Here is a 12,781-nt window from a genome sequence, read left to right on the forward strand (position 1 = left end):
GATAAATCCCGTCTCACGAGTGCAAAAAATCGCAAGCGGCGGTGCAGGCACGGCTCTAAATGCGAGCCTGCCCATAAGTATCAAAGTCGCGCAAAAGACGGGCTACAATCGATACAATCTCAAAATGGGCAACAAAATCCTAAGCACGAAAAGCATGAAAAGCCTCGACGTGGACGGCGAATACTGGGGCGAGATCGCAAGCGGCACCGAAAATATCGTGATAAGAAATCTCTTTAAAAAGCCGAGTTTAGCCTACGCCGCGCCTGACGGACTGGCACTCATAGAAAGACTGATAAGCGAGTCAGATTTAAGCTGGTTTTATGAATATATATTTAACGGCCTTAGCACGGCAGACTCGCGGGAATCGTTTGAAAATCTAACTCAAATGCTGCTTGCGCTGCAAAAAAATATCATCAATATTTCGTTTGTTTACAACGGCGCAAAAGGCGTTTTTCAGATGAAATTTGACGGAGCTAAAACGAGTCAAATTTACCTTGTTTTTTCAAATTTCGCTCCGATTATTTTTACGCTAAAAGGCGGGCAAATACTTAGTGCACAAACGCCGTTTGATAAGGTCGCTAGGCTCTTGCGAGACGAGTTTAGCTGCGAAGCGCAAACGACTCAAAACATCGCCGCTTTCTTTGATCCAAGCGGCAAAATAATTGATTTTAAGGGCTAAAATGAACGAGCTAAATCACCTCGCCATCATCATGGACGGCAACGGCAGATGGGCCAAACGCCGCGGTTTGCTACGCACCAAAGGGCACGAAACTGGCGCAAACGTCGTGGAGCAGATGTGCGAGTTTTGCATCGACGAGGGCGTGGCGGTGCTGAGCCTTTATGCATTTAGCACCGAAAACTGGAAGCGCCCAAAGAGCGAAGTGGCGTTTTTGATGGAGCTTTTGCATAAATTTTTGCTCTCAAAACGCGAGAGTTTTATCAAAAACGGCATCAAATTTAACGTTATCGGCGACGAAAACCCGCTAAGCGATAAGCTAAAAAACGAGATCGAGGAGATCAAAAACGCAACTGCACAAAACTCGCGGTTAAAGCTAAATTTAGCCCTAAATTACGGCGCAAAAGATGAAATTTTAAGAGCTTTTAGGAGATTTTGCGAAAAAAACGGCGGCGAATTTGACTCCGAAAAATTAGCTCAAAATTTGAGCGAAGATAGCTTGCAAGAGTGCCTCGATGAGCCCGCACCCATCGACCTTCTCGTGCGCACTGGCGGCGAGCAGAGACTGTCAAATTTCATGCTTTGGCAAGCTAGCTACGCCGAGTTTGCCTTTACGCCCACGCTTTGGCCAGATTTCACGCGCGAGGAGCTAGCCCAGATAACGGCTAAGTTTAAGAAAAAAGATAGAAGGTTTGGCGGACTTTAAAATTTAGCGATTTTAGCTACCGCCGTCTTTTAAATTTACGTCGTTTTATTTGATTTGCTCGCCGAAAAAGCGCCTTTAAATTTGACAAATAAAAGCCTTGCCGCAACGCCGTTTTGCATAAATTTTGAACCGAAATCTTTAAATTTAAAATCATTCAAGGCAATATTTCGCTAAAATCGCCTTTAAATTTTGTGTTTTATGCTTTTTGCGGCGCAAATAACGAGTCAAATTTTAGTTTAAAACAGCGCGGCAAATTTGCGAAAACATTGCTTAAAAACGTCGCCGCTAGCCCAAAACAACCGCAAGCAGCCAAATGCATTATAAATTAAATTAGGAGAGTTATGATTTTCGCCGTTGTATTTTTTATTTTATTATTTTTTATCTTGGGCGCCGTAGTCGGCAGCTTTAGCAACGTCCTGATCTACCGCATGCCGCGCGGCGAGAGCATAAATTTCCCCGCCTCGCACTGCCAAAGCTGCAAAACTCCGCTAAAACCGTATCATAACATCCCGATTTTTGCGTGGCTGTTTTTGCGCGGCAAGTGCGCGTTTTGCGGCGAAAAAATCAGCTTTCAGTATCCCTTGGTTGAGCTTGCTAGCGGCCTGCTTTGCGTGCTTGCGTATTTTTATGAAACGAGCAAGCTAGAGATGTTTGCAGACGGCTTTTACGCCGCGATTTTTAAGGCGGCGATGCTTGGCATCTGCTTTATCTTACTACTAGCGCTTAGCCTGATCGATTTTCGTTACAAGGCTGTTCCGGATCCTCTGCTTTTTGCCAGCGTCGCATTTTCGCTACTTTACGGCTTTAACCTCCCCGCCTCTTTTGACTCGGATGGGCTTTTATTTGCATTTGATTCGTTTATAAACGCTGCGATTTTTATGTTTGCCTTTTGGCTGCTGCGCGCGGTCGTTAGCCTGGCTCTCAAGCGTGAAGCTATGGGCTCTGCAGACATCTTTATAGCGGGCGTTATGGGCGCGATTTTGGGTATAAAGCTCGGCCTCATGGCGATCTACGTCTCGGCGCTACTGACGCTGCCAGCCTACGTCATCGTGCGAAAACGCGGATACGAGCTGCCTTTCGTGCCGTTTTTGAGCCTTGCTACGCTCATCGTTTATGCGTTTAAGGAGCAGTTTATCTACATCTTAGGGCTGATTTATGGATAGGACGGCGCGCTATCTTTTTTCAAACTTTCTAGGTACGTTCGCATCGCTGTTTGCGACGCTTTTTCTCATCATGTCGATCGTGTTTTTCATCCAGATCGCGCGTATCACGTCATACATCGAGATTACCTTTATAGAGCTTTTTAAACTTTATATGTTTATGCTGCCTAGAGTACTGCTTTTTACCGTTCCTATCGCGTTTTTCGCATCGCTTGCGCTCATGTTTTTCAGACTTTCGCGCGAAAACGAGAGCATCGTGCTTTTTACGCTCGGATATTCGCCAGTTAAGATCGCTAAATTTTTCCTCATCGTTAGCGGCGCGGTTTCGGCCTTTTTAATCGTCACCGCGATAGTGCTGATCCCTACGGCCGCAGAGCTAAACTCAAATTTCGTCTCGTACAAAAAAACCGTCGCCAAGCTAAATTTAAAAACAACCGAATTTGGGCAAAAATTTTCCGACTGGATGGTCTTTATCCAAAATGAAAAAAATGACGAAAACGGCACTCTTTACGAGGGCGTGACGCTTTATTCGCCAAAAGAAGGCGCGCACCGATTCGTCCTTGCTAAAAACGCTCGCCTAACCAACAACAACGCCGTGCTTGAGTTTACGCTATCAGACGGCAAAATTTACGATATCAGAGACGCCTCATGGCACAAAACGGACTTTGGCACGATGAAAATCAGCACCGTCCAAGAGGACAGCGTCGCGCAGACGAAGTCGTTTGTGCAGTATTGGCAGGCGATGAGCGAGGACAAAAAGCGCGCCAAAGACTTCGCAACCTACGTTCTCATCGCGCTTTTTCCGCTAGCGACGACGCTTTTTGCTTTGAGTCTTGGTATCGTAACCTACCGCTACGAAAAGGGCTTTGTGTATTTTGGGATATTTGGCGTGCTATTCGGGTATTTTACGCTCATTATGCTCTTTAGCTCGCGCGTTTTTATCGCGATTGCGGCGATATTTTTGCTATTTTTTATCGCCTCGATTTTTAGCTTTAGGGCTAAAATTTTAAAAAGATACTAAGTGCGGCTTAAACTCGTTTTTAGCTACGACGGGTCGAAATTTCAGGGCTCGCAGACCCAGCCGCACGAAAACGGCGTCGAGGACGCTCTGGGTGCGGCTCTAGCGCACGTGGGCATTTTTAGCAAGATAATCTCCAGCTCGCGCACAGACAAGGGTGTGCACGCAAACAATCAAGTCGCCTGCGTGGAGTGCGGCGAGTATTTTAAGGACTTTGCACGTCTAAAAGCTCTCATCAACCGCCACGCCCACCCGGCCGTTCACGTCAAATTTATAAGCCGCGTTAAAGACGACTTTCATCCGCGCTACGACGCCACCGCGCGTGCATATCGATACGCGATTAATCACGGCGAGTTTTCGCCTTTTTTGTCGCCTTACGAGACTTTTTTACCCAAATTTGACCTAAATTTAGCAAACGAGCTGCTTGCGCTTTTTGTCGGAGAGCATGATTTTAGCGCGTTTATGAAGCTTGGCAGCGACGTCAAAAGCCCAGTGCGGCGCGTCAAAAAAGCGTTTTGCTACGAGCGCGGCGAGCGAACAATCATCGTTTTTAAAGCAAACGGCTTTTTGCGCGCCCAGGTTCGCCTCATGGTCGCTAGCGTCCTTAAGGCGCTCGAGCTTGCAAAAAACGGCAAATTTAAAGAAATAGACGCGCAGGAGTTTAAATTTGAGCGTGCGCAGACGACAAATTTGGACAGCAGGACAAATTTAAACCAAAGCAGCCGCGAAAAAATCTTAACTACAAGCGACGAAAGCGCAAATTTTACCGCCGAGTATGCGAACTCCATCGCCTCAAAATTTGACGCCAAAAACTCAAATTTGAACAAAGCTACAAGTATAGATACCGAAAAAAATCGCGCAAAAATCGGCAATAAAAACTCAAGCGATTGCCGCGATGCAAATTTTCTCAAAGCAAAAGAGCTTTTACGCCGAGCTATCTACGAGCAAAAGCCGCTCACGCGTATCCCCGCGCCTCCAAACGGCCTTTATCTAAACCGAGTTTTTTACGAATGAGAAATCTAAAAATCGAAGAAGCTATCGCCGCCGTAACGCAAAAGCAAAATGAGTGTAAAAAAATAGTCAAAAAATACGCTACATTTATGACTATAACGACATTTGTCGCACCAATACTAATTTTTATTATTATGGAGCGACGCTTTGAAATATTCTTTCTTTTATTTGCAGTCATCCCAATATACGTCACGCCGAGGATTCCAAAAGTAGAAAAAACGCTGGAAGAGTATAGAAGCTTCTACAAAAATGTTTTTGTTAGCACGGTAATTGCCGATATAGATAGCAATTTTACATACGAGCCTCAAAAAGGTATCACCGCAAACGAATTTTATAAAAGCGGAATATACAGGCGCGTAAATTTTTACGGCGAAGACCAAATAAGCGGTACTTACGCTAATGTCAAATTTCAATTAAGCGAGGCTATAAAAGTAGAAAAAACATATGACTCAAACGGCTCAAAAAACCCTTATCTGGCGCTTTTGAGAGTAAGCAAAGCCATATACGACGAATACATGGACTTTAACGGTACAGTACTAGTCTGCGAGTTTTATAAAAATTTCAAAGGACAAACGATACTAGCCGACAAGAAGGTGCTAAATACGAAAATATCTGGCGAAAAAGAGATACTGGACGATACGGAGTTCAACAACGAATTTCGCGTATTTACCGACGACAAAATAGAAGCGCGCTATCTTTTAAGCCCCGGTTTTATGCAACGCCTACGCGAGGTTAAGCAGGGTTTTGACAGTGCCGTATCGCTAAGCGCGGCGTTTATGGACGATAAATTTTATCTCTTTTTAAACGGCGCAAAAAACCGTTTTGAAAGTTCGCTCTTTGACCCGCCGCTAAGCCTTTCTGATGCACAAGCCATAAAAGACGAGATCCTGCGGCTATTACGCGTCATAGACGAGTTAAATTTGAGCCTTGACGTTTATAAATGATTTTGTGCAGCAGTGTAAAGTTTTGTCTGCCTATCAATATGGTAGATAAATCCAATTTTTCGCAATTTCTTTAATATCAAATTTCTCTATTAATCCACCAGTTGCATTAAATTTTAAGAAGTTTTTATCTGCAAGAAATCTTTCTTCAGTATAATTAGAGTCGTTATTCTTGACTGCTAAATTTATGCCTACCATTTTTTGCTCCTTTAAAATTAGTTGTTTATTAATTTTAATTTTGTTTTTTCTATTGAAATTCGTTTATCATTATTTGTTTTAAACTGCAAAATAATATCGTTACTAGTTAATTTGTGTAGCAATGCAAGCAAATTGTCAAATCCATTGGTTGTATCATATACACATAAAATAAATGTCGAATTTTCATACAAATCAATACCATAATATCCGCGTTTATGACCACAATCTTTAAAATATAAACTTTCCAACAAAAAACTTTCGCCGTTAAAAGCAATCAATTTTTTATCCGTTATGTAAAACCCTGTATTTATAAAATTTTTTATAGTGCGTGGCAACACACTGAATAAAATATAAATCAACAATAATGAACAACAAATTTTATAAAATATCGTTTCGGTAACAATAGCTATACAACAACCAATACCGACAATTAAACAAGATAAAAACTCAACAAAAAGCCAAAATTTAGAGTGACAAGTAAATTTATAAAACACGCTTTCATCACTATCAAGCTTAATATTATATTTTTCTAAAAGCTCTTTTTCTAAATTTTCATCATTTTGGAATTTTAGATTTTCAATATCGATTTGTGAATTTTCTTTTAGTTTTTCCAAATTCAACCCTTTAAAAATTCATTGGTAAACTCAATTTTGTTTGGTATCGTTGATACTAAATTTATTAAATTTACTCTAAACAAACAGAATTTAGTTTAATAAATTTACCTTTTTACATCCTTTGATATGAAATACGACGTGGATTTTTATTTTACCCAATTCTTTGGCATTAATTTTTAAGATACACAAAAGCCGTCACGGACGCAACTATAGACAAAATAACCATAAAAGTTATGGCTAAGATTTTGACGTCTTTTCGCAAATTTTAGTCTTCTTTGTGCGGGCAAATTTACAAAATATCCCTCTGCCCTTTTGCGTTCATCGGGCTTAGCACGCCCATTTGCTCCATCTGTTCGATGATCGTAGCTGCGCGGTTGTAGCCGATTTTTAGGCGGCGTTGTAGATAGCTGATCGAGGTTTTTTGCTCGCTTAGCACGATCTCTTTGGCCTCTTCGTAGAGCTCGTCTAGCTCGCCCGCTACGGCGCCGGAGCCCGCACCTCCGCTAGCGCCATCCTCGGCTAGAAATCTCTCGTCGTAGACCACCTCTTGCTGCGCTTTTAGGAAATTTACTATCGTGTCGATCTCTTTTTCGCTAGCAAAGGGCGCATGCAGTCTGATGACGCCGGGACTTCCCGGAGGAGTAAATAGCATATCGCCGCGTCCTAGCAGACTCTCCGCGCCCATTTGATCCAGGATCACCTTGCTGTCGATGCGCTGACCGACGCGGTAGCTGATACGGCTAGGTAAATTTGCCTTGATTAGCCCCGTCACGACATCCACGCTCGGGCGCTGGGTAGCTACGATGAGATGTATGCCGCTAGCTCTGGCCATCTGCGCTAGACGCCCGATGTATAGCTCCACGTCCTTGCCGCTAGTCATCATGAGATCGGCTAGCTCGTCGATGATCACGACGATGTACGGGAACTGCTCGCCGCCCTCTTCTTTCATTTTTTCGTTGTAGCTTTCGATGTTTTTGGTGCGCGTGCGGCTCATGATCTGGTTGCGGCGCTCCATCTCGGCGACCATATTTGATAGCGCGGTGATGGCCTGCTTAGCCTGCGTGATGACGGGCGTGAGCAGGTGCGGGATGTCGTTATAGATACTAAACTCGAGCATCTTAGGATCTATCATCATCAGGCGAAGCGTCTGCGGGCTGTTGCGATATAGTAAGCTTAGAAGCATCGCGTTTATGCCCACGCTCTTGCCGGATCCCGTCGTGCCAGCGATTAGCAGGTGTGGAAGTTTTTTAAGATCGGTGACAAAAGGCGCGCCGACGATATCCTTGCCTAGCGCGATAGTTAGCGGACTGCTCGAGTTTTTAAAAACTTCGCTATCTAAAATTTCCTTTAGATAGACGGTTTCGATGTTTTTATTAGGCACTTCGATACCTACGACGTCTTTGCCGGGGATCGGCGCCTGGATGCGGATAGTCTGAGCGCGCAGAGCCATCGCGAGGTCGTCTTGCAGGGTTAAAATTTTACTCACTTTGATATGCGGCGCCTGACGAAACTCAAACGTCGTAACGATCGGCCCCGTGTAGGTGCGCACGACGTCGCCGTCTATTTTAAATTTGCGCAGTTTATCGAGCAGATCGGAGATCTTTTGATCGATCTCGGCTTCGTTTACGCTGTTTGATCTTTTAGGCGGATCGGCTAAAAATTTAAGCGGCGGCAACGCAAAATCCTTAGGCTTTTCGACCTTGCCTTTTTCCATTTGTTCGAGTAGTTTTTTATTTTCGGCGACTTCGTTTAGGATCTCGACGCCATTTATCGTGACCGTACTTTTTTCTTCTAAATTTAACTCGACCTCATCTTGCGCTTCGTATTCGTCGTCTTGGCTGTCTTCGTCCTCTAGCTCTTCGCCGTTTTCCTCGCTCAAATTTGACTCGCTTTGAGCTTTAGGCTTTTTGATTTGTCTAGGTTTTTTTTGCGATTTTGGTTTAAACTCGCTCATATTTTCAAATTTATCCTCATTGGCACTGGGCTCGACGAAAGCCTTTTTTAGGATAGCTATGATGTTATCCTGCGCGATGAGACCAAAGCTAAGCACAAAAAGCATCAAGATAAATACCCACATGCCTATCACGCCGGCGACGTCTTTTAGCGCCTCGTTCACGGTGTTTGCAACCAGTCCGCCGTAGTTAGCGTCTGCGCCTGATTGAAACATCAAAAACGCCAAAAATAGCAGCGCCGCTCCAAGCGCGGTCTGGGCAAATTCGGCGTTAAAGTCGTTAAAGTATTTGTAAATATAATACGCAAAAAATATAAAAACAAAAGGATAAACATAAGCGATAAAGCCGAAAAACTTGAAGTTCCAAAGCCCGATCGCGTTGCCGAAGCTGCCGACGAAATTTGCCGCGGGTGCGATGGTAGCGATCCCAAAAAAAATCAAAAAGCAAACGACTACTACTAAAACCGATTCTCTTAAAATGGCGCGTCCTTTTAAATTGAGTAAATTTAAATTTGCGGGAGAGCTAAATTTGAGCCAAATTTATCAAATTTGACCCCCTTTGCGCTCCGCCCGCTTTGATAACGAAACTTTAATAAAACGGTAGATTATAGCGAGTTTTTACATATAGTTTAATAACGAGAGCTGATTTATCTTCGCCACGGACTGCAACATCGCCTGATACGACATCATTTTTTGCATGAGATTCATATAGGTCTCGCCGTAGTCGGCGTTTATGATATCGGCCTTGACGGTTTTTACGTTTACTTCCATGATACTGGCGCGAGTGTTGGTATCCGCTAGCGCCGCGCTTTGAGCGCCCACTTTGGTGTGGATTTTGCTCACGTGATCGGCGATATGATCTAGCCTCTCGATAGCGCCTTGGATACCTGAGTTTCGCGGATGTTCACCCTCGCTATCGGCGCGGTACTGACCGCTCCTAACAGCCTCTATCATCCTATCTAGATCATCAAAAATATCCACGCTCGGGCTATCTATCTCGACGCCGTTGTTTGCCGAAAAGCTCCACAGCGAGCCGTCTCCTTGCTTGGTTGCAGGCGTTGTGCCGGTGCTATCGCCCGCAAATTTATCGACATTTCTATTATCGTAAATACCGACTTTTATCGGCGTGACGGCATTTTGTTTGTCGGTTACTTTTATTCGGCCGCGGTGATCCATGTTTGCCTCGACGCTGCCTTGCGAATTTGCGATGGCTTGTTTATAGTCGTTAAATGTATTACCGGCGGGCATACTATCGCTAGCGACCATACCGATGATATCGTTTAACTGCCTAAAGGTCATATCTTTTGACTGTGTTTCTCTGCCCTCGGTGGTTGGTGGATTAGTCGTATCGTTATAAAAGCTATCCCAAACCGGTCCGTTATAATGAGTTACGGGTGCGATTGGATTACCGTTGTTATCAGTTACTTGCGCTATATTAACCGTGGCATTTCCCGATGTAGCCGGAGGCGTAGGCGCGCCAAATTTAATGAGCACATCATAGGTAGATCCGCTTTTTGATTTTATTTGCATTTGTAGCTCTTGGCCGTTTATGTTATATTTATCTCTTTCTTTGTCATATAAATTCTTTGCGCCGACAACTTGGCTTAGCGTAGTGTTATCGTCGGCAAATTTACCGCTACCGCGCTCTACTTGCGATACTGTGCCTATTAGATTTCTACCCTCTTGCTTAAAGTTTATCTTGTCGTAGTCGTAGGCATTTGTAACGGCTCCGCCTAGGTCTTCGTATTTGCTTTTAACAAATTCCGTGATTTCATAGTCGTCGGGGTTTGCTCGCACCATGGCTTCGAGTGAGTTTGCGCCGCTAGTTAGGCTATCTACCGTATCAAAGGCACTTGAGGCTCCAGCTATACCGCCAGCTAGAGCGCCAGCGTTTGCCACCTTTTTCGTCGCCGCTATCATGTGAAAATCAATAACCTGATTGCCCTTGCTTAGGTCTTTTACGTTGATTTGACCCTGGTTATTTATCGTTACTTCGACGACTTTATTGGTCGGAGTGTTGCCGTATTCGGTGCCGATTTTTTCTAGCAAGTCGTTTATCGAAGCGTCCGACGTCATCTTAAATTTACTCGTAAAGCTCGTACCGTTTGGCTTTTTGCCCTGCAAGAAAAACGTCGTATCCTGAAACTGCCTAACGCCGGTTCCGGTAAAATCTTGATTGGTTAGAGTTTTTTCGTCTTTTACATATTTAAAGCCGATCAGGTCGCGCATTTTGTGTTCGCTATCGATATAAACGGTCTTGTTTCTGTCGTCTAAATTTTGCACTTTTAGCATTGTGTTGGAGGTGACTTTTTTATTATAATCGCCGTCCTTACCCAAAAACAGCTCCTGCCCGTTTTGGTTGTAGGTCAAATTTACCTGAGCTCCGCCTACAGCTTTCATAGTTTGCGCATTGCCGAAATACTCATTTGTATCGCCGTTTACAGGTTTTGTATTTATCGCGCTTCCAGAAAATAAAAACTGCCCGTTGATCGAGGTATTTGCGATATTTACTAGGTGATTTTTGATACCCTGAAGGTCGTTTGCGATAGCTTCGCGAGAGGTTTTGGAGTGGATTTCATTAGCGCCTTGAACCAGCTTTGTTTTAAAAGTCTCAAGCTGCTGCTTAAATTCGCCCAAAGCCTTATCTGTATTTTTTGAAAAGTGCTGCGCTTTCGACGTCGCCGTTTGCACCTGCTCAAGCGTCGCAACCTCATAATCAAGCCTCATGCCGTCGTTATAGACGCTGCTGTCCTCGAAAGAATTTTGGATTTTTAGACCGGTTGACATTTGGTTATTTAGCTTGTAAAGCGCTTTCATATTAGTCTGATAGTCGTAGTTGTTCATAAATTTCATCAACTGATTCGTCATTCTCATTGAGTTTTTCCTTAAATTTAATCAAGCTCTTATAAGCAAATAAAGTTCCACTCGCTATATCGTCAAATTTCAAAATTTATTTAGTTTTAGATATGATTTTGCCAAATTTAAGGAGCATCAATGAAAATACTTTTTTCGCCGAGCGAAGCCAAAACCGCCGTAAGTCCAAACAAATTTATAGATAGAAACGACTTTATTTTTCAAAATTTATATGAAAAGCGGTGCGAAATTTTAAAAATTTACGATGATTTTTTGCAAACGGCTACCGTTGAAAAAATCTCAAAACTTTTCGGCGTTAAAAATTTGACCGATGAGCCTAGTTTGCGCGAAAGCCTTTTTAAAAAAGGCGCGGTAAAAGCAATCCTGCGATATGACGGAGTAGCCTACAAGCACCTTGACTACCGCAGCCTTGATAACGCGGCGCAGGAGTTTATAGATAAAAACACGCTGATTTTTTCAAATTTATTCGGCCCCGTGACAGCGGCAGACATGCTGCCTGAATACAAACTAAAGCAAGGCGAGCGCATAAACGGGCTAAATTTGGAGGAATTTTATAGGCAAAATTTTAGCGACGAGATAGATAGATGGCTAGGGGATGATGATATTTTGGACCTTAGGGCTGAGTTTTACGAAAAATTTTACCGCATACAAAAACCGTTTGCGACATTTAAATTTCTAAAAAACGGCAAAGTCGTCAGCCACTACGCCAAAGCTTATCGCGGGATAGTTTTGAGGCAGGTTGCCAAAAACCAGGTGAAAAATTTCGGCGAACTTTGCAAAATGGATATAGAAAATTTGCGCCTCATAGATATCAAAAAAACGGGGCTAAAAAGCGAGTTTTTGGTGCAAATAGTCTAAAATTCGCTATTTTTTGTCAAATTTGCGTGAAATTCGTTAAATTTTCGGCTAAAAACTATTGTATTTTTTATAAAAACGTTGTAAAATGCCCGCATATCACTTCTTATTAAGGATGGTTCAATGAAAAAAGCTGATTTTATTCAAGCTGTTGCCGAAAAGGCTGGTCTTTCTAAAAAAGATTCTCTAAAAGTCGTTGACGCGGCACTAGAAGTAATCCAAAACGCACTAGTTGCAGGAGATAGCGTTAGCTTTATAGGTTTTGGTACATTCGGTACAGCCGATAGAGCAGCTAGAAAAGCAAGAGTACCTGGAACTAAAAAAGTTATCGACGTTCCTGCTAGCAAAGCCGTTAAATTTAAAGTGGGCAAAAAACTAAAAGAAGCCGTAGTAGCCGGTGCGGGCAAAAAAGGCAAAAAGAAATAATCCCCCTTTCATGAAAGCTCAAATTTGAGCTTTCATGCTTTTTTAATCTCTTTTTTATATCTTTCAAGGTAAAATCTCAACTCTTTATTAGCCCGAGTGGTGAAACCGGTAGACGCGCCAGACTCAAAATCTGGTAAGGGCAACCTTGTGTCGGTTCGAGTCCGACCTCGGGCACCATTTACCCCGAAACCTCAAGTTTAAAAAGCCTGACTAAATTCCCTAATAGACGCATATAACAAATAAAAAAGGTAATGTCAATACATCTAATCCGATAATTATCGCATTGGGTGAAAATACCTCTTTTTACGGTTATTTTGTATAGATTTGTATAGCTAGTCAACATCTTATAAT

At 43.1% G+C, this 12,781-nt stretch carries 12 protein-coding genes and 1 tRNA gene; 9 read left to right on the forward strand and 4 right to left on the reverse strand.

Annotation, left to right across the window (positions count from 1 at the left end):
- The 6 genes from Q0338_RS07740 to Q0338_RS07765 form a co-directional block, all read left to right on the forward strand.
- Positions 1-679: hypothetical protein (locus tag Q0338_RS07740; RefSeq protein ID WP_298086249.1), on the forward strand; the 679-nt coding region annotated here is incomplete at its 5' end.
- Between the two features lies 1 nt (position 680).
- On the forward strand, positions 681-1,382 hold the full coding sequence (gene uppS, locus Q0338_RS07745; RefSeq protein WP_298086250.1) for a polyprenyl diphosphate synthase: 702 nt from the start codon (positions 681-683) through the stop codon (positions 1,380-1,382).
- A gap of 341 nt (positions 1,383-1,723) precedes the next feature.
- On the forward strand, positions 1,724-2,545 hold the full coding sequence (locus Q0338_RS07750; protein WP_298086251.1) for an A24 family peptidase: 822 nt from the start codon (positions 1,724-1,726) through the stop codon (positions 2,543-2,545).
- Entirely contained in the window at positions 2,538-3,563 is a 1,026-nt protein-coding gene (locus Q0338_RS07755) for an LptF/LptG family permease (RefSeq protein ID WP_298086252.1), read from the forward strand. The genes Q0338_RS07750 and Q0338_RS07755 overlap by 8 nt, the downstream gene beginning before the upstream one ends.
- Positions 3,564-4,574 (forward strand): tRNA pseudouridine(38-40) synthase TruA, encoded by a 1,011-nt coding sequence (truA, locus tag Q0338_RS07760; RefSeq protein WP_298086253.1) that lies wholly within the window; start codon positions 3,564-3,566, stop codon positions 4,572-4,574. It begins immediately after the preceding gene.
- The gene (locus tag Q0338_RS07765; protein WP_298086254.1) at positions 4,571-5,515 is read left to right on the forward strand and encodes a DUF3137 domain-containing protein; all 945 of its coding nucleotides are present in this window, start codon (positions 4,571-4,573) and stop codon (positions 5,513-5,515) included. Before truA ends, Q0338_RS07765 begins: the two co-directional genes overlap by 4 nt.
- A 33-nt stretch (positions 5,516-5,548) precedes the next feature.
- On the opposite strand, the gene Q0338_RS07770 is transcribed toward Q0338_RS07765, so the two are convergent.
- The 4 genes from Q0338_RS07770 to Q0338_RS07785 all read right to left on the reverse strand — a co-directional run bounded on the left by Q0338_RS07770 (position 5,549) and on the right by Q0338_RS07785 (position 11,143).
- Positions 5,549-5,710 (reverse strand): hypothetical protein, encoded by a 162-nt coding sequence (locus Q0338_RS07770; protein ID WP_298086255.1) that lies wholly within the window; start codon positions 5,708-5,710, stop codon positions 5,549-5,551.
- Between the two features lie 17 nt (positions 5,711-5,727).
- Positions 5,728-6,324 carry a hypothetical protein gene (locus Q0338_RS07775; RefSeq protein WP_298086256.1) on the reverse strand — a complete coding sequence of 199 codons (597 nt, stop codon included), beginning with the start codon at positions 6,322-6,324 and terminating at the stop codon, positions 5,728-5,730.
- 289 nt (positions 6,325-6,613) lie between these two features.
- Complete coding sequence (locus tag Q0338_RS07780; protein WP_298086257.1) at positions 6,614-8,716, reverse strand: DNA translocase FtsK; 2,103 nt, start codon at positions 8,714-8,716, stop codon at positions 6,614-6,616.
- A gap of 177 nt (positions 8,717-8,893) precedes the next feature.
- On the reverse strand, positions 8,894-11,143 hold the full coding sequence (locus tag Q0338_RS07785; RefSeq protein ID WP_298086258.1) for a flagellin: 2,250 nt from the start codon (positions 11,141-11,143) through the stop codon (positions 8,894-8,896).
- Positions 11,144-11,269: 126 nt separating this feature from the next.
- On the opposite strand from Q0338_RS07785, the gene Q0338_RS07790 reads away from it, so the two are divergent.
- From Q0338_RS07790 to Q0338_RS07800, 3 genes are all read left to right on the forward strand, one after another.
- Positions 11,270-12,007, forward strand: coding sequence for a YaaA family protein (locus Q0338_RS07790; RefSeq protein ID WP_298086259.1), 738 nt, complete (start codon positions 11,270-11,272; stop codon positions 12,005-12,007).
- Positions 12,008-12,127: 120 nt separating this feature from the next.
- Positions 12,128-12,430 (forward strand): HU family DNA-binding protein, encoded by a 303-nt coding sequence (locus Q0338_RS07795; protein ID WP_002950674.1) that lies wholly within the window; start codon positions 12,128-12,130, stop codon positions 12,428-12,430.
- A 90-nt stretch (positions 12,431-12,520) separates the two neighbouring features.
- Positions 12,521-12,607 (forward strand) — tRNA-Leu (locus Q0338_RS07800).
- Positions 12,608-12,781 lie beyond the last annotated feature (174 nt).

The sequence above is a fragment of the uncultured Campylobacter sp. genome, from assembly GCF_938018145.1.
GTDB lineage: Bacteria > Campylobacterota > Campylobacteria > Campylobacterales > Campylobacteraceae > Campylobacter_A.